This window comes from Flavobacterium suaedae (genome assembly GCF_014642915.1).
Taxonomy (GTDB): domain Bacteria; phylum Bacteroidota; class Bacteroidia; order Flavobacteriales; family Flavobacteriaceae; genus Flavobacterium; species Flavobacterium suaedae.
In genome coordinates this window covers 257,274-279,916 of record NZ_BMJE01000001.1, presented here as the reverse complement: position 1 = coordinate 279,916, position 22,643 = coordinate 257,274, and the positions used below count along the sequence as shown (strand labels likewise).

General features: G+C 34.3%; 22 protein-coding genes. 9 read left to right on the top strand and 13 right to left on the bottom strand.

Going from position 1 to position 22,643, the window contains the following annotated elements; all coding sequences use genetic code 11:
* Positions 1-39: 39 nt before the first annotated feature.
* The 3 genes from IEW45_RS01325 to aroC form a co-directional block, all read right to left on the bottom strand.
* Positions 40-1,563, bottom strand: a complete 1,524-nt coding sequence (locus IEW45_RS01325) for a T9SS-dependent choice-of-anchor J family protein (protein WP_188619421.1) — start codon at positions 1,561-1,563, stop codon at positions 40-42.
* A gap of 139 nt (positions 1,564-1,702) precedes the next feature.
* Complete coding sequence (locus IEW45_RS01320) at positions 1,703-3,277, bottom strand: T9SS-dependent choice-of-anchor J family protein (protein WP_188619420.1); 1,575 nt, start codon at positions 3,275-3,277, stop codon at positions 1,703-1,705.
* A 177-nt stretch (positions 3,278-3,454) separates the two neighbouring features.
* Positions 3,455-4,522: a chorismate synthase gene (gene aroC, locus IEW45_RS01315; protein ID WP_188619419.1), complete on the bottom strand. Its 1,068-nt coding sequence runs from the start codon at positions 4,520-4,522 to the stop codon at positions 3,455-3,457.
* A gap of 149 nt (positions 4,523-4,671) precedes the next feature.
* Between aroC and IEW45_RS01310 the strand changes: the two genes are divergently transcribed.
* The 3 genes from IEW45_RS01310 (at position 4,672) to IEW45_RS01300 (ending at position 6,975) form a co-directional block, all read left to right on the top strand.
* Positions 4,672-5,520: a UDP-2,3-diacylglucosamine diphosphatase gene (locus tag IEW45_RS01310; protein ID WP_188619418.1), complete on the top strand. Its 849-nt coding sequence runs from the start codon at positions 4,672-4,674 to the stop codon at positions 5,518-5,520.
* 59 nt (positions 5,521-5,579) lie between these two features.
* Positions 5,580-6,380, top strand: coding sequence for a hypothetical protein (locus IEW45_RS01305; RefSeq protein WP_188619417.1), 801 nt, complete (start codon positions 5,580-5,582; stop codon positions 6,378-6,380).
* Positions 6,381-6,477: 97 nt separating this feature from the next.
* Positions 6,478-6,975: an outer membrane beta-barrel protein gene (locus IEW45_RS01300; protein ID WP_188619416.1), complete on the top strand. Its 498-nt coding sequence runs from the start codon at positions 6,478-6,480 to the stop codon at positions 6,973-6,975.
* 101 nt (positions 6,976-7,076) lie between these two features.
* On the opposite strand, the gene ettA is transcribed toward IEW45_RS01300, so the two are convergent.
* The 3 genes from ettA to holA all read right to left on the bottom strand — a co-directional run bounded on the left by ettA (position 7,077) and on the right by holA (position 10,069).
* Positions 7,077-8,771: an energy-dependent translational throttle protein EttA gene (ettA, locus tag IEW45_RS01295; protein WP_188619415.1), complete on the bottom strand. Its 1,695-nt coding sequence runs from the start codon at positions 8,769-8,771 to the stop codon at positions 7,077-7,079.
* A 36-nt stretch (positions 8,772-8,807) separates the two neighbouring features.
* On the bottom strand, positions 8,808-8,981 hold the full coding sequence (locus IEW45_RS01290; protein ID WP_373283149.1) for a CAL67264 family membrane protein: 174 nt from the start codon (positions 8,979-8,981) through the stop codon (positions 8,808-8,810).
* Between the two features lie 89 nt (positions 8,982-9,070).
* Complete coding sequence (gene holA, locus IEW45_RS01285; RefSeq protein ID WP_188619413.1) at positions 9,071-10,069, bottom strand: DNA polymerase III subunit delta; 999 nt, start codon at positions 10,067-10,069, stop codon at positions 9,071-9,073.
* Between the two features lie 65 nt (positions 10,070-10,134).
* On the opposite strand from holA, the gene IEW45_RS01280 reads away from it, so the two are divergent.
* The 4 genes from IEW45_RS01280 (at position 10,135) to IEW45_RS01265 (ending at position 14,684) form a co-directional block, all read left to right on the top strand.
* A complete protein-coding gene (locus IEW45_RS01280) occupies positions 10,135-10,587 on the top strand; it encodes a type I restriction enzyme HsdR N-terminal domain-containing protein (protein ID WP_188619412.1) in 453 nt (150 codons plus the stop codon).
* Complete coding sequence (locus tag IEW45_RS01275; protein WP_188619411.1) at positions 10,584-11,591, top strand: glycosyltransferase family 2 protein; 1,008 nt, start codon at positions 10,584-10,586, stop codon at positions 11,589-11,591. Before IEW45_RS01280 ends, IEW45_RS01275 begins: the two co-directional genes overlap by 4 nt.
* Before the next feature lie 63 nt (positions 11,592-11,654).
* Complete coding sequence (locus tag IEW45_RS01270) at positions 11,655-12,488, top strand: OmpA/MotB family protein (protein ID WP_188619410.1); 834 nt, start codon at positions 11,655-11,657, stop codon at positions 12,486-12,488.
* A 579-nt stretch (positions 12,489-13,067) separates the two neighbouring features.
* Complete coding sequence (locus tag IEW45_RS01265) at positions 13,068-14,684, top strand: PAS domain S-box protein (RefSeq protein WP_188619409.1); 1,617 nt, start codon at positions 13,068-13,070, stop codon at positions 14,682-14,684.
* Between the two features lie 238 nt (positions 14,685-14,922).
* On the opposite strand, the gene IEW45_RS01260 is transcribed toward IEW45_RS01265, so the two are convergent.
* Positions 14,923-15,414, bottom strand: a complete 492-nt coding sequence (locus IEW45_RS01260) for a DNA-deoxyinosine glycosylase (protein ID WP_188619408.1) — start codon at positions 15,412-15,414, stop codon at positions 14,923-14,925.
* A gap of 175 nt (positions 15,415-15,589) precedes the next feature.
* On the opposite strand from IEW45_RS01260, the gene IEW45_RS01255 reads away from it, so the two are divergent.
* Together IEW45_RS01255 and IEW45_RS01250 are read left to right on the top strand one after the other, a co-directional pair.
* Positions 15,590-16,141: a YciE/YciF ferroxidase family protein gene (locus IEW45_RS01255; protein ID WP_188619407.1), complete on the top strand. Its 552-nt coding sequence runs from the start codon at positions 15,590-15,592 to the stop codon at positions 16,139-16,141.
* Positions 16,142-16,227: 86 nt separating this feature from the next.
* Positions 16,228-17,385, top strand: coding sequence for a zinc-dependent alcohol dehydrogenase (locus IEW45_RS01250; RefSeq protein ID WP_188619406.1), 1,158 nt, complete (start codon positions 16,228-16,230; stop codon positions 17,383-17,385).
* 82 nt (positions 17,386-17,467) lie between these two features.
* Here the strand turns inward: IEW45_RS01250 and sucD are convergent, their stop codons facing one another.
* The 6 genes from sucD to IEW45_RS01220 form a co-directional block, all read right to left on the bottom strand.
* A complete protein-coding gene (sucD, locus tag IEW45_RS01245) occupies positions 17,468-18,340 on the bottom strand; it encodes a succinate--CoA ligase subunit alpha (RefSeq protein WP_188619405.1) in 873 nt (290 codons plus the stop codon).
* Positions 18,341-18,493: 153 nt separating this feature from the next.
* A complete protein-coding gene (locus IEW45_RS01240; RefSeq protein WP_188619404.1) occupies positions 18,494-18,856 on the bottom strand; it encodes a nuclear transport factor 2 family protein in 363 nt (120 codons plus the stop codon).
* A 4-nt stretch (positions 18,857-18,860) separates the two neighbouring features.
* The gene (locus tag IEW45_RS01235) at positions 18,861-19,799 is read right to left on the bottom strand and encodes a UDP-3-O-(3-hydroxymyristoyl)glucosamine N-acyltransferase (RefSeq protein ID WP_188619403.1); all 939 of its coding nucleotides are present in this window, start codon (positions 19,797-19,799) and stop codon (positions 18,861-18,863) included.
* A 46-nt stretch (positions 19,800-19,845) separates the two neighbouring features.
* The gene (gene efp / locus IEW45_RS01230) at positions 19,846-20,412 is read right to left on the bottom strand and encodes an elongation factor P (RefSeq protein WP_188619402.1); all 567 of its coding nucleotides are present in this window, start codon (positions 20,410-20,412) and stop codon (positions 19,846-19,848) included.
* Between the two features lie 42 nt (positions 20,413-20,454).
* A complete protein-coding gene (gene lpxA / locus IEW45_RS01225; RefSeq protein ID WP_188619401.1) occupies positions 20,455-21,240 on the bottom strand; it encodes an acyl-ACP--UDP-N-acetylglucosamine O-acyltransferase in 786 nt (261 codons plus the stop codon).
* Positions 21,241-21,251: 11 nt separating this feature from the next.
* Positions 21,252-22,640, bottom strand: coding sequence for a bifunctional UDP-3-O-[3-hydroxymyristoyl] N-acetylglucosamine deacetylase/3-hydroxyacyl-ACP dehydratase (locus IEW45_RS01220; protein WP_188619400.1), 1,389 nt, complete (start codon positions 22,638-22,640; stop codon positions 21,252-21,254).
* Positions 22,641-22,643 lie beyond the last annotated feature (3 nt).

The window sequence follows — 22,643 nt, the reverse complement described above, 5'->3', positions numbered from 1 at the left end:
ATATGCAGGGCTTTTTAATATATATTATATGAACTATAATTAGTTCTTAACAATCTTTTTAATTACTGAACCATTATCAGTATTGATGTTCATCATGTAAACACCGCTTGAAAGTTCAGAAATATTTATTTGTGCTTCAGAAACACCATCAAACTTAACTGATTTTACAGTACGTCCGTTTAAGTCAACTACTTCAACAGCATTAACTAGAATGTTGTTAGCATTTACTATGTTTACTACATTGTTGGCTGGGTTAGGAAATACTGTAAATTGAGAGTTTTCAATATTTGCTGTACCCGCCGGAGTATCCATTAACGATATATTATCAAGAAGTAAGGAAGCCGGATAAGAAGCAATAGGAGAATTATTATGAAATCCAAAGTAATATATTCCTGATTCTGTTGGAGTAAAATAAACTGTTCTTTCGGTATAAGTATCTTCCACACTTGTAGTAATGGTTTGCAGAATATTTGTTTGGTTTTCGCTACCTATTGCAGTCCCCACAGTTATATCTAGAGTTGCAGTAACAGTATCGTCCGGAGGGCTTAATAACCTTGTAAAAAATGTCAAGGTAACTTCCTGACCTGCTTCAAGTCTAAATGCTCTTGAATAAAGCCAAGCATCTGAAACTTCAGTAGTAGATGTTTTGGTAAAGGCAAGCCCTTCTCCTTCATAAGAAAACACTTCTAACTCAGGCGCTTGATAAGGTAAAAGCCAATCTGTTATTGCTGTTCTGAAACCTTCTAATCCAAACTCAAATCCATTTTCATAAGGTGTATTTGCAGCTAAATATAATAAGCGTGGCCCAATCCATCTACCATATGAATTGTCTGTGCAATTAGATCTTAAATAAACATATAAGACTTCATTATCAGTTATAGAAAGACCTGATAAATCTATCGAAGCCATATCAGTATAAAAAGTTTCACCCTCTCCAAGACCAGGTGTAAATCCGGCATCTCCTACTTCCACTTCATAAGTATCAGTATTAGTTATTGATGGATTCCAACTAAATGTAGCAGAAGTTGTAGAAAAGTCAGAAAATGGACTTACGCTAAAATCATTTGGACTCAAACAATCTTTTTCCTCAAAACTTACAGAGAAGTCAAAACCTGAATCTGACCAATTATTATCCCACGCAATATAATACGTTACTCCTTCCTCAACTGGTATTATAGTGGTTGTCCTATAATCTCCATTTTGTATATCTACATTTTCTCCTGCATTATAACAATCAAGGTTTTCACAAGTTCCTGTAAAAACAGAAAGTCTTGTATTTGTACTCTCTATCGGATTGGTATCTAATACAGAAGTAATGGTTAGTAAACCATTTGCAGATGGTATATACGAATACCAATTTGCTCTTAACATCGTAGTACCCTCTTCAGGATCTTGTTCTGTCATTTCACCGTGCCAACATTTAACAACATACGCTCCTGATATTGTAGGAACAGAAACTACTTCATCATTTGTAATTTCAATTGCATTTGTACAACTATCTTGTGCATTAGTAGCTAATACCGCTCCTAAAGAGAAAAATCCTAGTAGTAATCGTTTCATCATAATATTTGTTTTTTATGTGTTTTACAAAGGTATCCCTAAAAGCACATAAAAAAATTCCAATGAAATACTAAATAAATAATAAAAAACCCCGCAATTGCGGGGTTTTAGTTATTATATGTTAAAACTAGTTTTCCAGAAATTAGTTTTTAACGATCTTTTTAGTTACTGAACCATTATCAGTAGTAATGTTCATCATGTAAACACCACTTGAAAGTTCAGATATATTAATCTGTGCTTCAGAAACACCATCAAACTTAACTGATTTTACAGTACGTCCGTTTAAGTCAACTACTTCAACAGCATTAACTAAGTTATTGCTTGTATTTACAATGTTTACAACATTGTTAGCCGGATTAGGGAATACTGAAAGTTGAGAAGCAGAAACTTCGTCAATTGAAGCTGTAGCAGTAACCTCTACATTATCAATAACAACCCAACCAAAGTTAGCCTGTGCCTGAGCTGGAGCTGTATAATTGAAAGAGAAGTAATACACACCAGCACTAGGAGCCGCAAATTGTACTTGTTCCATTACCCACTCTTCATTTGTTATATCAGTAGCAGGAACTAAGTTGGTAGTTTGAGCTTCAACTGTTCTATCTGTACCAACAAATACACCTAAATTATTTACATTACCTGTACCTGCACCAATACGTTTCTTAACGTAGTAAGTAAGTGTAGCTACATCATTAGGACCTAACTCTATACCTCTGGAGAATAACCAAGCATCAGACTCTGCACCATATGCACCTGCAGCCATTGATACATCTCCTTCTTGTGGAGCAAAATCTCCTTCTGCAAGCATTGTAACCCAAGGACTACCACTAGTTGCATTACCACTAGTTGCATTAAAAGTAGACCAACCACCTAAACTTGGAGTTTCAAATCCATAAGCATAAGTTGGTGTAGTTGGTTCAAATACTGTATTGAATGCAATAGGACCTACCCAGTCACTGTAAGAGTCATCTCCACAGCTTGTTCTAATATAAAATGCATAATCAGTACTTGGTGATAATTCTGTTAATGACACTTGGTTTTCAGTAAGAGTAAGTGGTGTACCTGAACCTTGTTCAAAACCTAGTTCACCGTACTCAAATTCATATTCAGCTCCAGTATTAGTCCAGCCAATGTTTACAGCCGTAGTTGTTGGTTGAGGATCTATGAAAGCAAAACCTGAAGGCTTTGGACAAGCAACTATGTCTATAGCATCAAGAACAAGTTGTGCTCCATCTGTACCTATATATTGAAACTTTAGCATTACTGTTTGACCAGCATAATCAGCTAAAGGCACTGAAACATTAATAGGGGTATAATTATCAAATGTACCAAGATCTGCTTCATCCCAAACAGCTGTCCAGTTAGCGCCACCATCTGTAGAAACAGAAACAATGAAATCATAGTTATCTTCAGTAATAGCCCAATTATAACTTAAAGATGTTATAAATGTTAAAGTAGGAGCACCAGCAGGTAAAGTAAATGATGGAGAAACTAAAGACTCATCTTGTGCAACTAAATCCGGATCATATTGCACATTTACAGATTGTAACCCTTCTAGGGCTCCATCTCCAGTAATAGCTTCCCAAGTAAAATTAGAATTAGTAGTTTCTAATGTCCAATCAGTTGGAGGAAAGGCACCTTCAAAATCTTCAGTTAATTGGGCGCTTGCCGTTAAAAAAGAACCTAAAAGGAAGGCTCCCATTAGTAATTGTTTTTTCATGGTAATAGTTTTTAATTTTTCCCAAAAATAATAAAAAAATAATCTGATACAATTTTTATTATGTTAATATCGTCAAAAAGCCTTGATATTATTGTGTTATTTTCAATTTTAAAGTAAAAACCGTTCCTGAAAAAATCTCAACCACGAGTCTAGTTATTTGTGAATCAAGTATTAGGATTAAGTTAATTTTACTTTATTATTTAACAGGTAAAAATCTGCAATAACTAATGCTGCCATAGCTTCAATAATAGGGACAGCTCTTGGTACTACACACGGGTCGTGTCTCCCTCTACCTTTTATTTCTACCTCGTTTCCTGCTTTATCTATAGATTGCTGACTTTGTATTAAAGTAGCAACCGGCTTAAAAGCAACTCTAAAATAAACATCCATACCATTACTTATACCGCCTTGTATACCCCCTGATAGGTTTGTTTTTGTACTTCCATCAGCATTAAAAGCATCATTATGCTCGCTTCCTTTCATTTTAGCTCCGCAAAAACCACTGCCATATTCAAAACCTTTTACTGCATTTATTGATAGCATTGCTTTTCCTAACTCAGCATGCAGTTTGTCAAAAACCGGCTCGCCCAACCCAACAGGCACGTTTTGTATAACGCAGGTAATAGTTCCTCCTACAGTATCTCCTTCTTTCCTAACCTCTTTAATATATGCCTCCATTTTTTCGGCAGTTGGAATATCAGGACACCGCACTTTATTTGTCTCAGTTAAGGAAAAGTCTAATGCTTGGTACGGCTTATCTATAAATATATTTCCTACGGATGATACAAAAGCGTTAATTTTTATATTAGGAATTAGCTGTTTGGCTATAGCTCCTGCTACTACCCTGCAGGCAGTTTCCCTTGCAGAACTCCTTCCTCCCCCCCTGTAATCTCTTATACCATATTTTTGTTCATAAACATAATCAGCGTGAGAAGGTCTGTATACATCTTTTATATGTGAGTAGTCTTTACTTTTGTAATCTTTATTTTTAATAGTAAAACCTATAGGTGTTCCTGTTGTTTTACCTTCAAAAATTCCTGATTTAAATTTTACTATATCAGATTCTTTACGCTGTGTTACTATATTTGACTGTCCGGGTTTTCTTCTGTCCATTTCCACTTGAATGGCTTCAAAATCTAATTCAACACCTGCAGGGCATCCATCTATTATCCCTCCTATTGCTTCCCCGTGCGATTCGCCAAATGTGGTTAACTTAAATATATTACCGAATGTATTACCTGCCATGTTTTATGTACTTTTCTACAAATGTAGCTTATGTTGTTTATTAAATAAAGTATTACATAATAATAAGGGATATTAAAAAGTAAACTATTTTGTAATCTTATAATAACAATCAATTTATACTCATAGTTGTATTTTGCAGAAAACATCTCATGAAAAAAAGGATTGTTGATCTTGTAGTTCTTTCAGATGTACACTTAGGTACGTATGGGTGCCATGCCAAGGAACTTCTTTCTTACCTTAGTACCATAAAGCCTAAAACACTAATACTAAATGGTGATATAATTGACATCTGGCAATTTAGAAAATCTTATTTCCCAAAATCACACCTTAAAGTAATAAAGAAACTTATCGACTTTGCTTCAAAAGGTACAAAAGTATATTACATTACAGGTAATCATGATGAAATGCTGCGTAAGTTTAGTGATACCTCTATGGGTAACATTTCGTTAGTAGATAAAGTAGTTTTGGAGTTAAACGGTAAAAAAGCATGGTTTTTCCATGGCGATGTGTTCGATAGTTCTGTAAACCATGCAAAATGGATTGCCAAACTGGGCGGTATAGGTTATGACTATTTAATATTATTAAACCGATTTATAAACTGGATTTTGGTGAAAATGGGTAAAGAGCCTTACTCTTTATCTAAAAAAATAAAATCGAGTGTAAAAAAAGCAGTTAAGTTTATATCTGATTTTGAAAATACTGCTGCCGAACTGGCTATTGAGAACGGATATGATTATGTAATATGCGGTCATATACACGAACCCAAAATTGAAAATATAGAAAATAAAAAAGGTTCTGTTACCTACCTGAACTCTGGCGATTGGATTGAAAATCTTACTGCTTTGGAGTACAATAAAAGAAGATGGAAACTATACCAACATGTGCACGAAGATGCAGAAAAAGAAATTGAAGAAGAAGAATATTTTGAATTAGAAACAGAATTAGGTGATCAGCTTATAGCATCATTGGTTTTTGATAAAGAAAAGCAAACTCTTTAAAAATTAGTTAAATTGGTTATATTAGCCAAGAAAACTAACTTAACCTATTCAAAACCATTATGAAAAACAAAATTTTACTATTAGGACTTAGTGTAGCTCTTTTTTCATGTTCAAGTGACGATGATTCCGGTAATCAAATTTCAACAGGAGATTTTTTACCACTTGAAACTTCTAATTACTGGGTATATGATGTAGAGAGCGATGCTGTTGAAAACGGTACCGGAAGAGATTCATTATATATATATGGTGAAACACAAATTAACGGAGAAGCCTACAAAACTTTTCAAACAGAAAATCCTGCATGGGGGTTCTTCTCAAACGCATTAAGAAATAATAACGTTAGAAAATCAGGAAGCCAATTACTACTTACAGGAGAAGCGAATTTTGATTTTTATGCCGACCTACCTTTTACGGCTTCGGTTAATGATCTTCCTATTTTTAATGACAATGCAAATAATAATCAAATATTGGGTAGTATCAGTGATCAGATCTCTGAAACATATGAGGGTTACGATTTAGATTTTGACTATACCCTTACCAGCACAGCAAAGGAATCCATGGAATCTTATACTGTTAATGGAGTTACATATAATAATGTAAAAGCTGTTGAAATGAAATTAAACCTTTCGGTTACTATAAATTTCAATCTTAACGGTATGCCTATTCCTGTTAATATAATGCCTGCGCAGGACGTAGTAATCTCAACACAATACTATGCTGAGAATATAGGTGTTGTGCATGTAGTTACTGACTTTGAATATGAACTGGCTGATTTATCACAATACCCTATAGAGTTACCTATACCGGAAGCAAGTGCTGTACACCAAGAAGAGGTACTTGTTAACTATAGTGTAGAGTAATTTAACAAAATTATATGTGTTAATAAATTAACATCTTTTCTGTTGTTTGGCTACCTGTCATGTAATTTTGACTTAATTATTAACCAAAACAATATTTATGAAGAGATTATTTTTGATTGCTGTAGCGCTTATAGGAGTCGGATTTAGCGCAAAAGCACAGGAAGCTAATGCGATTGGTTTACGTTTAGGAGATAATGACGGTTTTGGAGCCGAAGTCTCATACCAACGTTATTTTAGTGAAAGTAACAGACTAGAACTTGACTTGGGATGGCGTGACTCTAAAAAGTACGATGCTATTAAACTAACCGCTCTGTACCAATGGATATGGAACATTGAAGGAGGCTTTAACTGGTACGTAGGTGCCGGTGGTGGTTTAGGTTCTTGGGAATTTGATGATGACAATTTACCTGAACCTGCTGAAGGTGATGATAGTGGAACTTTTTTATTTATAGCAGGTGACATAGGTATTGAATATAATTTTGATATACCACTACAATTAGCACTTGATTTCCGTCCTGAGATTTATTTCGGAGATGACTATAGAGACGATGATTTCGGACCGGATATCGCACTCGCCATCAGATACAGATTTTAATCAAGAACAGCAGCCACAACAGCTAAAAAATAGTATAAAAAAATCCCGATTAAATTTAATCGGGATTTTTTTATTGCTCTTAATTTAAGAAATACTGTAAATTAGTTTCTTATCAGCTTTTTATATTTAATACGTTTAGGCGTTACATCAGCACCAAGACGTTTCTTTTTATTCTCTTCGTAATCAGAGAAACTTCCTTCAAAGAAATACACTTCAGAGTTTCCTTCAAAAGCAAGAATGTGAGTACATATTCTGTCTAAGAACCACCTGTCGTGCGATATTACTACTGCACACCCTGCAAAGTTTTCCAAACCTTCTTCAAGGGCACGTAATGTATTAATATCTAAATCGTTAGTTGGCTCATCTAAAAGTAATACATTACCTTCTTCTTTTAAAGTCATTGCCAAGTGAAGGCGGTTACGCTCCCCTCCTGATAGTGTGCTTACTTTTTTATTTTGCTCACTACCACTAAAGTTAAATCGGCTAAGGTATGCGCGAGAGTTTACTTGTCTTCCTCCCATCATAATTAGTTCCTGTCCATCACAGAAATTTTCCCAAATTGATTTTTCAGGATTTATATTACTGTGCGACTGGTCAACATAAGCAATTTTTGCTGTTTCGCCTACTGTAAACTCACCTTTATCTGGGGTTTGTTCGCCCATTATCATTTTAAATATAGTAGTTTTACCGGCACCGTTAGGTCCAATAATACCAACTATACCTGCTTGTGGTAAAGTGAAGTTTAAATCATCATACAATAATTTATCTCCAAAAGCTTTAGACACACCTTTGGCATCAATTACGTTTGTACCCAAACGCGGACCATTAGGTATGTATATTTCCAGCTTTTCATCAAGCTGCTTTTGGTCTTCATTTAATAACCTGTCATAGTTTTGTAAACGAGCTTTCTGTTTCGTTTGACGCCCTTTAGCCCCTTGTCTGACCCAGTCAAGCTCTCGCTCTAATGTTTTACGTCGCTTAGAAGCAGTTTTTTCTTCCTGCTCCATACGTTTAGACTTTTGGTCTAGCCAAGAAGAGTAATTTCCTTTCCATGGAATACCTTCTCCTCTGTCAAGTTCTAATATCCAGCCTGCTACATTATCAAGGAAATAACGGTCGTGCGTTACAGCTATTACAGTACCTTTGTATTGCTGTAAGTGTTGTTCTAACCAAAGTACACTTTCTGCATCTAAGTGGTTGGTAGGTTCATCCAGTAATAATACATCAGGCTCTTGTAATAATAAACGACATAATGCAACACGTCTCTTTTCACCTCCTGAAAGCACACTAATTGGTGTGTCAGGTTCCGGAGTACGTAGTGCATCCATAGCTATTTCGAGCTTAGTATCAAGTTCCCAAGCACCCGAAGCATCTATTTTATCCTGAAGTTCTGCCTGACGATCCATTAGTTTTTGCATCTTGTCAGCATCCTCATATACTTCAGGAAGTGCAAAACTGTCGTTTATTTTATTGAATTCGTCAAGAAGCGCTACTGTTTCCGCTACACCCTCACGTACAATTTCTATCACGGTTTTACTTTCGTCCAGTTTAGGCTCTTGTTCCAGATAGCCTACTGTATAACCCGGAGCAAATACTACATCCCCTTGGTAACTTTTTTCTACCCCTGCTATAATTTTAAGCAAGGTTGATTTACCTGAACCGTTTAAACCAAGAATACCAATTTTAGCTCCGTAAAAGAAACTTAAATAAATATCCTTTAATACTTGTTTATTACTCCCCTGATAGGCTTTACTAACCTTAGACATGGAGAATATTACCTTCTTATCGTCTGACATGTATATTGTTTATTTTAAGTGTGATATCAAAAATTGTTATACTCTGCCTTTAAGTGCATTAAATGCCCATGATATGGCAAAAAATCCTATACCTACCACCGAAAAGCCTATAGCATATTCTTTATACTTAAGTACACCAAGTAAAACAAGTGCTGTACCTATAAGGAACATAATGAATGATGCCCAGCCAAAAATGGTATTTTTATTCATCCCCATAATATATCTTTCTCTAAATATTTTAAGAATGCAAATATCGTGAAATTAATCTATTATAGGCAAAATCTCAAAAAGTTAGCGACTTAATTAAAAATCTTTACTAACATTTCTTTTAAAAGGTCTCCTTGCGGTATTGAGTTTCCCCCTACTCCTTTGCTTTTAAGGTCTATATCTTTTAGGGTAGCTACTATAGCACTTACTTTTTTCATTGGGTAGTTTCGTAATGCTATATCATAGTCTTTCAGGAAATAAGGATTTACTTTAAGCACTTTTGCTGCCATACTTTTATCTTTAAGCCCGTGATATTGTAATAGCTGTGAGAAAAAGCTAAATATAAGCCCCGTAGTCATAACGAGTGGGTTATCTTTAGGATTCTGAGAAAAATAGTCTGCTATTTTATATGCTTTTAGCTGATCTCGTTGTCCTATAGCTTTACGTAACTCAAATATATTATAGTCCTTACTAATACCTATATTTTCCTCTATATCTTGTGGAGTAACAGCATTCCCCTTAGGTATTATTATAGCGAGTTTGTCTAACTCATTACTTATTCGGCTTAAATCATTCCCCAAAAACTCAACCAGCATTGCAGCGGCTTTAGGTTCAATAGTGTATCCTTTACCGGAAAGCACTCGTTTTATCCAGTCCCCTACCTGATTTTCATACAGTTTTTTGCTTTCAAAAACTACTCCGGTTTTATTAATTAGTTTGGTAACTTTTTTACGCTTATCAAGCGTTTTGTATTTGTAAGCTAGCACTAATACTGTAGTAGGTTGTGGATTTTCAGCATAGGCTTCAAACTTATCAATAGTACGGGCAAGTTCCTGAGCTTCTTTTACTATAACTACCTGTCTGTCTGCCATCATGGGGTATCGGCGCGCGCTGGAAACTACTTCCTCAACACTCACATCCTTTCCGTACAAAACCATTTGGTTAAAACCTTTCTCTTCTTCCGTTAGTACATTATCTTCTATATATTCAGCAAGTTTGTCTATATAATAAGGTTCCTCACCCATTAAAAAATAAATAGGTTTAATATTCCCTGCTTTTATATCGTTAACTATTGCTAAAACTTCGTCCACTAATAATTGTACTTTAAAATTTCTATTTGATTTGAGTGTAAAGCCTAAAAATATAACTTTGCGTGATGCAAAAGCTTAATTTTCCCGAATATAACTTTCGGTTCAAAAATAGTGAAAATAGAGTGGCTATTTTTGACGAAATACGTAAAAAATTTATTCTTCTTACTCCCGAAGAATGGGTACGCCAACATGTTATTCAGTTTTTGTTACAGGATAATAACTATCCTAAAAATTACACGAACGTTGAAAAGGTACTGAAAATAAACGGACTTACTAAGCGTTATGATGCTGTAGTTTTTGAACCTGATGGCTCGGTATTCTTGTTAGTAGAATGCAAAGCACCTAGTGTAAAAATAACACAAGATACTTTTGACCAAATAGCACGTTATAATATGACAGCAAAAGCCCGATATATGATGGTTACAAACGGATTAAATCATTACTTTTGCCGGATGGACTATAACGAGGAGAAATATGTTTTCCTTAGAGAACTCCCTGAATTTAAAAGCGATAAATGAAACGTATAGCTGTAGTTATATTAAACTGGAATGGCAAAAATCTATTACAAGACTTTTTACCTTATGTTGTAAAATACTCTCCTGAAGCTGCTATATATGTTGCCGATAATGCTTCTACCGATGATTCTGTTTCTTTTTTAAAAGCCAATTACCCGGATATTAAAATAATCGAGAATAAACAAAATTATGGTTATGCGGGGGGATATAATGCAGCTTTAAAAGAAGTTAAAGAAGACATATACGTATTATTAAACTCTGATGTTGAAGTTACAGAAAACTGGTTGACTCCCGTTTTGCAACTATTTGACAGCGAACCAAATACTACTTTTATACAACCTAAAATACTGGACTATTATAATAAAAACCATTTTGAATACGCCGGTGCTGCCGGTGGTTATATTGATAAATACGGAATTCCTTTTTGCAGGGGACGTATTTTAAATACTATTGAGGAAGATAATGGTCAGTATAATGACAATGCTGAAATTTTCTGGGCTTCGGGCGCTTGTTTATTTGTACGTAGGGATGTGTTTTGGGAGCTAAATGGTTTTGATGAAGATTTTTTTGCCCATCAGGAAGAAATAGATTTGTGCTGGCGCGCTTTTAATAAAGGATATACAGCTAAATTTTGCTCACAATCTATAATATACCATGTTGGCGGGGCAACACTACAAACTAATAATCCACGCAAAACGTTTTTAAATTTCAGGAATTCACTTTGGATGATGCTTAAAAATCTTCCTGCAAATAAGCTTTTCCCTGTACTTTTTGTAAGACTGGCTATGGATGGGGCTGCCGGAATGCATTATTTACTAAAAGGGCAGGTTTTACATTTATGGGCGTTACTTAAAGCTCACTATTATTTTTACTTAAAACTACCTTATTTCCTTAAAAAGAGGTATAAAAAGCAAAACAAATGCTACTATAAAACAAACAGCATTATTTGGCGTTACTATATGTTAAATAAGAAAAAGTTTGTTGACAACTTTAACAATAGTTTATAGCACTTGTAGTTAATCCTTTTCCTATTAATAATTAATTTTGTAAAAACAAAAATGTTTAAATTTATGAAACGTACTATTCTAGCATTAACAGTGGCTGCGCTTACACTTACGTCGTGCGGTTCTAAGAAAAAAATAGCAGAACTTGAGGCTAAAAATAAAGAAATTCAAGATCAGTTAAACACTGCAACAGTTAAACTAAACTCTTGCTTGGCAGAAAAGAAAGTAATGACTGCCCGTATTGATGATTTAAAAGAGAGTAACTCTGAGCTTATCAAATCAAAAGATAATTTTGCTACGCTTTCTACAAAAGGCGCGGAAACAATTGAAAAATCTTTAGAATCACTTAAAGAAAAGGATTTAAAAATATCAAGATTACAAGATGCGCTTACGCGTAAAGACTCCGTAACACTTGCTTTAGTAACAAGTATTAAAAGAGCTGTTGGTGTAGATGATCCGGATATTGAAGTTAATGTAGAGAAAGGCGTGGTATATATATCAATAGCTGATAAGCTTTTATTTAAGAGTGGTAGATATGAGGTGACTGATAAGGCTAAAGTTGTGCTTGGTAAAGTAGCTGCTATTGTAAAAGACAAAGCAGATTTTGAATGTATGGTAGAAGGTCATACTGATAATGTGCCTATTAAAAACCCGGTACTTCAGGATAACTGGGATTTAAGTGTTAAACGTGCAACATCTGTTGTTAGAGTACTGCAAGAAGACTATAATATTGCCCCGGAAAGACTTATTGCTGCCGGACGTGGGGAATATGTACCTCTTGAAGCTAATACTACGGCTGAAGGAAGAGCAAGAAACAGAAGAACAAGAATTATAATTCTTCCTAAAATCGGTCAGTTCTACGAAATGATTGAAAAAGAAATGAAGAATCAGAGTAAATAATTATTTACTTTATTAATAAAAGGGCTGTTTTATACAGCCCTTTTTATTTTTATTACTTTATAAATAATAAACTTGTTTTTAAATATTTATTTATTGTAAACTAACTCTGCCTACTAATACTTTTTGATGTGGAAGAAAAGTTTAGTATACAACCTATAGTACATATTAGTAACAAAACAACCAATAAAGCAAAGCTTATTACACCTTCAAAAGTACTGAGGTCAGGAAAGAATAACACCATACTTATACCTGTAAGAATAATAGTAAATAACGATAATAGAAATCTAAAAATCTTCATAGCCCTTGTAAAATTTAGTGTTACTTAAAAAAGATATCAACAGCGGCTTTACACCCTTACATCAATAAATAGTATATTTCATCATTAAAAATTAAAAATGGATTATCCTTTAAATCAATTACTTACTAAGTTACAAAAATATATTAAACAAAAGTTAATTTGATGTGTTTTTTAGTTTAAGTTTCATGTTTAGGTGTAATATTCTAAAGTTAATTTAAAAAATTCAATATTCTTGATTAAATTTGGTATTGTTAGGGGGAGATTAATTAAACTATAATTGGATGGATAGTTATAAAGGAACAGCTATGAATGGTGATAATTCACTTTCGGAAAAGGAACGCATATCAATTCTTAAAGAAGAATACTTTTCCAGACTTATTGAATTTTTACCAATAGTGTTTTATACATGTGATGAATACGGAAGACTTACTTTTTATAATAAAGCAGCCGTAACTTACTGGGGTTTTAAACCTGAACTTGGTAAAGATTTTTATCATACAGGCTGGAAACTCTATTCTATGGAGGGCAAACCACTACCCACAGATGCTGCTCCAATGGCATTAACACTCAAACATGCAAAGCCACATTCAGGGGAAGTAATACTTGAAAATAAAGACGGACAAAAATTTTACATACTATCTACCCCTAAACCTATATTCAATACTTCAGGTAAACTGGTAGGGGCATTAAATACTCATATTGATATTAGTGAGCGATACATTCTTAAACAAAAAGCAGGTGAAGCTGAAGAAAAGCAACAACTGGATAAAAAAAGAATGGAACTGCAATACCAGCAAATGATTGAAGAAATTGAGGATTATGCTATTATAATGCTTGATATAGATGGAAATATTGTAAGTTGGAATAAAGGTGCCGAAAAAATAAAAGGTTATAAAAATTACGAAATAATAGGTAAGAGCTTTAAAAACTTCTACTTTAAAAAAGACAGAGAAAATAAAATGCCTGACAGGCTATTAGAAATAGCACGTACTGAAGGCAGGGCTTCTCATGAAGGTTGGAGACGACGAAAAGATGATAGCAAGTTTTGGGGTAGTATTGTAATTACAGCCATACATGATGATAAGGGTAAAGTAATCGGTTATACAAAAGTTACCCGCGACTTAACTGAAAGAAAACTATCTGATGACAGGATAAAAGAATATAACAAAAAGCTTGAAGCCAAAAATAAAGAGTTAGAGCAATATGCTTATGTAGCTTCACATGACCTGCAAGAGCCTTTAAGAAAAATTGAGTTTTTTAGCAAAATGCTAAAAGACAAAATTAATGAAAAAGAAGATGCTTTATTGTATGCTGATAAAATAAGTGCTGCCACCCAAAGGATGTCTAAACTTATTAAAGACATTTTACAATATACTAATACTAATAACAATGAGTTAATTTCAGAAACTGATATTAATACGATAGTAACCGATGTCATATCTGATTTAGAATTAATAATAAGCGATAAAGAGGCACAAATTAATTTTAATAAATTACCCAAAATAAAAGCTATACCTGTACAAATTTATCAGCTATTTCATAACATACTTAGCAACTCACTTAAATTTAGTAAAGGGACTCCTCATATTGAAATAAAACATACTCATGCGAGTGAAGAGGAGGTTAGCAATAACGATTTTTTAAGAACCGGTGATAAATACATAAAGTTTACAATTAAAGATGACGGTATTGGTTTTGACCCTATCTATAAAAATAAAATATTTGAAATGTTTGAAAGGTTAGGTTCCGAGAAAGGAGGAACTGGTATAGGATTAGCTTTATGCCGAAAAATTGCAAGAAACCATAATGGCTATATAACAGCCTTAAGCGAGGAAAATAACGGAACTGAAATCATAATATACTTACCCGAAATACTTAGAGGTATTGAAAAGTCTTAAATATTTCTTAATTAATAAAGGTTTAATATAAATTTAAAGGTTTTAGATGAATAAAGTGTGAACTTGCAGCAACTTTTACTAACAAAACTATTGACTATGAAACTGAAGAACTTAAAAAACCGATTTAAGAAAATGCTGCAATCCCGAATAAGAAATTACAGACAGAAAAAGTTACAGAAATACTTTATGACTTAATTTAAACAGTAAGTTATAAATAAAGAAAAAATGCTGCTCTTAATTATTCATTAATTATTGGCAGCATTTTTTCTTTCCAAATTTCTAATTTTTCAGCAAATGTTTTAGTTGCATTTGCTCCGCTGGGCGATGGCAGTACATCATAGCTCAACACACCTTCCCTATCCTTATATTTATCGTAATATGCAGCAGCCTTTTTACTGGAAAAGAAAATATGTTTTATTTGCTTATGTTTTTTATAAAAAGTGCTAAAGTCGTTAAACTGTTCATTTTTTATATTACTGTCAAGACTCCCCTCCCTTTCGCACAACTGCAATACATCCCATAAAGCAATACCATATTTCTTCAATAACTTTATTCTTATGTCATAATCTGTACTAAAAGATTCATTAAACATAGTAAATAATATTTTCCAGAACTGATTTCCCCTGTTACCATAATACTGTTGCAATTCTAAAGATTTTTCTCCCGGCATAGTGCCTAAAATTAAAATTTTAGAGTCAGGAAATACAATCGGTTTAAACGCCTTTTTCATAGTCTTATTTGTTGGTATTAGTAAAAATAAACCTTTTACTACAAACTAAGTTAAATTAGTGTTATAGGCAATTATTTTATGATTTACTTAATACCTGCCCCATAATCAGTTTTCTAAATTTGATAGAGAAGTTTAATAAACAATATAAAAATTTAACTAAAAAAATTTAATTATCATGGCAACAGAAACTAAATCTAAAGCAACAAACAAAGAAGTAAAAACAAGTTCAGGTGCAGCAAAAGACCTTAAGTCATTGTATATTGACAGTCTTAAAGATATCTATTGGGCTGAGAATGCACTTTTAAAGAAATTACCTAAAATTGCTAAAAATGCTACCACAGAAAGCTTAAAAAAAGCTATTGAAGACCATACTAAAGAAACAGAAGGTCATATTGAGCGTTTAGAAAAAGCATTTGAACTTATAGGAGAAAAAGCATCCGGCGAAAAATGTGAAGCAATGGATGGTTTGCTTAAAGAAGGAGAGGATATTATGGAAAGTACCAAACCGGGAGCGGTGCGTGATGCAGGTATTATTGCCGCTTCTCAAAAAATTGAGCATTATGAAATTGCTACCTATGGTACTATTTGTGCCTTTGCAAAAACATTAGGACAGGATGAGGCTGCAAAATTACTGCATGAAACGCTAAAAGAAGAAAAAGCAGCAGACCAAACTCTTACCGATACTGCTTATAATGACATTAATTTTGAAGCTGATAAAAATAAATAATTATCAGATCTTCTATTGCAAATCATTTGCAGAAAAGCCTGATTCTCATCAGGCTTTATTTTTCTAACCATTAAATTTATAGTATTATGAAAGCATTAGTATTTCACAAACCAAAAGATGTACGTGTAGATACCGTTGATGATCCTATAATTGAAGAAGATCATGATGTAATATTAAAAGTTACTTCCACAGCTATTTGCGGATCGGATTTACATATTTATAACGGATTTATTCCACAGGCTGAAAACATGGTTGTAGGACATGAATTCATGGGAATTGTTGAAGAAGTAGGTAAAGATGTAAAAAACCTTAAAAAGGGAGACCGTGTGGTAGTCCCCTTCCCTATTTCATGCGGGCATTGTCATTTTTGTAACATAAATCTCCCTACACAATGTGAAAACAGTAACCCTGAACATTATGGTCCTGAAGGTGGAATGCTGGACGGAAAAGGAGGCGCGCTTTTCGGTTATACTGACTTATATGGAGGGTATAGTGGAGGACAGGCTGAATATGTGCGGGTTCCTTACGCTGACTACGGACCAAGAAAAATTTCAGACAAGCTTACAGATGAACAAGCACTTTTCCTTACGGATATTTTCCCTACCGGATGGGCAGGTATTGACTGGGCAGAACTAAAAGGCGGGGAAACAGTAGTAGTCTTTGGGTGTGGTCCTGTGGGTATTATGGCTATGAAATCTGCATGGTTGAGGGGTGCTAAAAGAGTAATTGGGGTAGATATACAGCAATACAGGCTTGATATGGCCAAAAAATCCGCAAATGTAGAAACCATTAATTCTAAAGAAGTAGATGCTATAGAAGTTATACGCGATATGACTAAAGGATATGGAGCTGATGTATGTGTAGATGCGGTAGGTATGGAAGCTGACAGAAGTATGCTGGCAAAAGCGAAAAACCTTATACAAGGAGAAATGGGCTCTATTAATGCCTTGAAATTATGTTTAGATGCTGTGCGTCGTGGCGGAACAGTTAGTGTATTAGGTGTTTACGGTACTCCTTATGATAATTTTCCTTTACACCAATGGTTTGATAAGGCTTTAAAAATAAGAGGCGGGCAGGCTCCTGTACATAATTATATTGACCATCTTATTGACCTTGTAGAGACAGATAAAGTAGTGCTTAATGATATTATTACACATAATGTTCCTTTAAGTAAGGCACCTGATATGTATGACATATTCTGCAATAAAAAAGATAATTGTGTAAAAGTAGTATTAAAGCCTTAATTTCCTTTACTATAACATTTCTATAAATAAAAAAAGCTCTGTAAAACACAGAGCTTTTTTTATTTATCATTCAGGTTTAGAATTATGCTAAAACCTCTTTTACTTTTTTACCAATTTCAGCAGGAGAATCTACTACGTGAATTCCATTTTCTCTCATAATACGCTTTTTAGCTTCAGCAGTATCATCAGCACCACCTACAATAGCACCTGCGTGCCCCATAGTTCTTCCTTTAGGTGCAGTTTCTCCGGCAATAAAACCAACTACAGGTTTTTTGTTTCCGTTTTCTTTCACCCATTTAGCAGCGTCAGCTTCAAGCTGTCCGCCTATCTCCCCTATCATAACTATACATTCAGTTTCAGGGTCATTCATTAGTAATTCTACAGCTTCTTTAGTAGTTGTACCAATAATTGGGTCACCACCAATACCAATAGCAGTAGTTATACCTAAACCTTGTTTTACAACTTGGTCAGCCGCTTCGTAAGTAAGAGTACCTGATTTTGAAACAATACCTACATTACCTTTTTTGAATACAAAGCCCGGCATAATACCTACTTTTGCCTCTTCAGGTGTAATAACTCCAGGGCAGTTAGGACCTATAAGTCTACAGTCTTTATCTTGAATATAGTCATAAGCTTTAATCATATCCGCTACCGGAATACCTTCAGTAATAGTAATAATTACTTTAATACCGGCTTCGGCCGCTTCCATAATTGCATCAGCAGCAAATGCAGGCGGAACAAATATAATTGTAGTATCAGCTCCTGCAACTTCTACTGCATCTTTCACAGTATTAAACACAGGTCTGTCAAGGTGTGTTGTTCCTCCTTTTCCCGGGGTTACACCGCCTACAACGTTGGTACCATATTCAATCATCTGGGTAGCATGGAAGGTACCTTCGCTTCCTGTAAATCCCTGAACAATTATTTTGGAATCTTTATTAACTAAAACACTCATGGATATATTTTTTAATTATTTAAAAATCGCTATGCAAAAATAGCTGTTTACTTAAAATATATAAAGTTTTTTGCGCTATTTATAGATTAAATTTGCAAAAAAATCTTACTTAAATTTTTTACTTATTAGTAGGGTAAAGAAAAATCAGTTTGTTTACCCTGTCTGGCTTATCAGATAACCTCTGTAAAGCTTTTTATCTTTAATCTCCCAAATAGCCATAAAATACCCCAGTACTATTTCTTCCTCAGGGTTTTCTATTGCATCTGCATAGTGAGTATATTGTACAGATGCTTTATTGCCATCTGCCACAACATTATTTATTTCTATTCTGTATGAAGAGTATGAACGCTTAAGCTCTTTTATAAAATTCAACATATCTTCCTTATTAAGCTTAGAAAGTCCTTTGGAGTTTCGCCATTCTAATATAACGTCTTTATGAACAAACCTTTCCATTACTTCAGGATTGCCATACGCATCAGATTTATAATATGCCGTTATAAACTCTTTTGCATCCATACTATTATTGCTTTTTGTTTAATTTATCCAGAATATCAGGTATTCGTTTTACATTTACCAGTTGCTTCATTTTTTCTCTTGATTCCTCCGCAGGAGAACCAAAATATACTTTACCGGCTTCAAGAGATTTACCAATACCTGATTGCGCCAATAGCACTGCTTTAGTGCCTATTGTTATACCACTTGTTGTGCCAACCTGACCCCATATAGTAACTTCATCTTCTATAACTACACAACCGGCAATACCTGTTTGAGCAGCTATTAAACATTTTTTACCTACAACGGTATCATGTCCTATATGTACCTGATTATCAATTTTTGTTCCTGCGCCAATAGTGGTATCTCCTGTTACGCCCTTATCTATAGTACATAAAGCTCCCAATCCTACATTATTTTCAATAATTACTCTACCACCTGAAAGCAACTGATCGAAGCCTTCAGGACGTTTTTTATAATAAAATGCATCTGCACCAAGTACAGTTCCGGCATGGATAATTACATTATCTCCTATAACTGTATTATCATATATACATACATTGGAATGTATTATGCAATTTTTCCCTATAGTAACATTATTTCCTACAAAAGTATTGGGTTGTATAATAGTACCCTCTCCTATTTTAGCAGAAGGTGATATAGAGGAGTTTGAAGATTGAAACGGTCTGAAATATTGCGTAAGTTTATTAAAGTCCCTAAAAGGATCATCAGATATAAGCAAAGCTTTACCATCAGGACAATCCACTTCTTTATTTATCAAAACAATTGTAGCAGCAGATTGTAATGCTTTATCATAATATTTTGGGTGGTCTACAAAAACAATATCGCCTGCTTCAACTACATGTATTTCATTCATACCATGCACAGGAAAATAGTCAGCTCCAACATATTTACTATCTATAAGCGCTGCTATATCTTTTAAAGGATATACTTTAGGAAACTTCATACATCAACACAGTTATCAATTATATTACTAAAGGATAAGGTATACCTTACTCCTTAACGCGCTCCTGGTATGAACCTGTAGCAGTATCTATTTTAATTTTGTCACCTTCATTAATAAATAAAGGTACATTTACGGTTGCGCCGGTTTCAACTGTAGCAGGTTTTGTTGCATTTGTTGCCGTATTACCTTTAACACCGGGTTCAGCGTATGTTACTTCAAGTATAACTGATGGTGGCATATCTACTGATAAAGGCATATCATTTTCAGTATTTACAATAACCATTACATTTTCTCCTTCTTTTAATAAATCCGGAGCATCAAGAATATCTTTTTGAAGTGATATTTGTTCGTATGTTTCAGTATGCATAAAATGGAAATCATTCCCTTCTGCATACAAAAACTGATACTTGTGAGTTTCTACTCTTACGTCATCAATTTTATGACCCGCAGAAAAAGTATTGTCTAAAACTTTTCCTGTAGTTAAGCTTTTTAGTTTAGTTCTTACAAAAGCGGGACCTTTTCCCGGTTTTACGTGTAAAAACTCAATTATTTTATATATATCGTGGTTATATCTAATACATAAACCATTTCTGATGTCTGATGTACTTGCCATTTTTTAAAAATATTTTCTTGATTAGTTTGTCTCTTATTTTTATTAATAAATACCTGTGTAGCCTTTCATTACACCTCTTGAAGAGTTTCTGATGAAAAGTATAATTTCATCACGTTCAGGAGTAGCTTCCATTTCAGCTTCAATGATACCAAGTGCCTGAGTGGTATTATAGTTCTTTTGATATAAAATTCTGTAAATATCCTGAATTTCCCTAATTTTTTCGGGAGTAAATCCTCTGCGGCGTAAACCTATAGAGTTTATACCAACATAAGAAAGTGGCTCTTTTGCTGCTTTTGTAAAAGGTGGTACATCTTTTCTTACCAAAGAACCACCTGATATCATAGCGTGGTCTCCAATACTAATAAACTGATGTATTGCAGCAAGACCACCAATAATAGCAAAATTACCTACAGTAACGTGACCTGCCAGTGCAACACCATTTACAATTATAGCATTATCACCTATATGGCAATCGTGCGCTATGTGTGCAGTAGCCATTACCAAACAGTTATCACCAAGTTTGGTAACACCCGATGCTACTGTACCTCTGTTTATGGTAACACACTCTCTTACAGTACAGTTATCACCTATTATTGCAAGTGAATCTTCACCTCCGAATTTAAGGTCTTGCGGTACAGCAGATATTACTGCACCCGGAAATATATTACAGTTCTTCCCTATACGGGCACCTTCCATTATTGTTACATTAGAACCTATCCAGGTTCCCTCACCTATTTCTACATTATTATGAATAGTAGTAAAAGGTTCTATAACAACATTTTTGGCAATTTTCGCACCCGGATGTACGTATGCTAAGGGTTGATTCATACAATTCTTTTTTAATTGTTTTTAACAATCTGAGCCATTAGTTCGGCTTCAGCTACTAACTTACCATTTGCATAAGCATTAGCCTGCATGTGGCAAATTCCTCTCCTTATAGGAGAAATTAAGTCACATTTAAACACAAGTGTGTCTCCAGGCATCACTTTTTGTTTAAACCTAACGTTATCTATTTTCATAAAATAGGTAAGGTAATTTTCAGGGTCAGGCACAGAGCTAAGTATTAGTATACCTCCTGTTTGTGCCATAGCCTCCACCATAAGTACACCGGGCATTACAGGTGCACCCGGAAAATGCCCTACGAAGAAACCTTCGTTCATAGTAACATTTTTAAGCCCTACCACATGAGTTTCAGACATTTCTAATATCTTATCTACCAACAGGAATGGTGGCCTGTGTGGCAGCATACTCATTATTTTATTCACGTCCATTAAAGGTTCTTTATGCAAATCGAACTCAGGGACGTGGTTACGTTGTTCTATCTTAATTATTTTTGATAGCTTTTTAGCAAATTGTGTGTTTACAAAATGTCCCGGTTTATTAGCTATAATTTTACCTTTTATACGGGTGCCTACCAAAGCAAGGTCACCAATAACATCAAGTAGCTTATGTCTTGCAGCCTCATTTGGGTGGTGTAATGTAAGGTTGTCTAATATACCATTTGGCTTTATTGAAATACTGTCTTTGCCAAAAGCAGTTTTAAGGTTCTCCATAGTCTCAGGAGAAATTTCTTTATCTACATAAACAATAGCATTATTAAGGTCTCCACCTTTAATAAGTCCGTTATTTAGTAGTGTTTCAAGTTCGTGTAGAAAACTGAATGTTCTTGAGTTTGCTATTTCAGTTTTAAACTCTTTTATATTTTTAAGTGTAGCATTTTGTGTAGCTAAAACCTTAGTACCAAAATCTACCATTGCAGTTACCTGATATTCTTCAGAAGGCATTACAATTATTTCACTACCTGTAGTTTCATCAGTATACGAAATAACTTCTTTTACAGTGTAAACTTTTCTTTCGGCATCCTGCTCCTCTACTCCTACTTCTTCAATAGCTTCTACAAAGAATTTAGAAGAACCATCCATAATTGGTGGTTCGGAAGCATCAAGCTCAATGATTACATTATCCACATCACATCCTACAAAAGCCGCCAATACATGCTCTGATGTTTGAATTTTAACGCCTTTTTTTTCAAGGTTAGTACCACGCTGGGTATTTACAACATAGTTAGCATCTGCTTCAACTATTGGCTGACCTTCTAAATCTACCCTTACAAATGTATAACCGTTATTTACAGGAGCAGGCTTAAAAGTCATTGTAACTTCTTTACCGGTATGTAAGCCTACCCCCTTTAAGGATATTGGGCTTTTAATTGTGGTTTGTTTAACCATTAC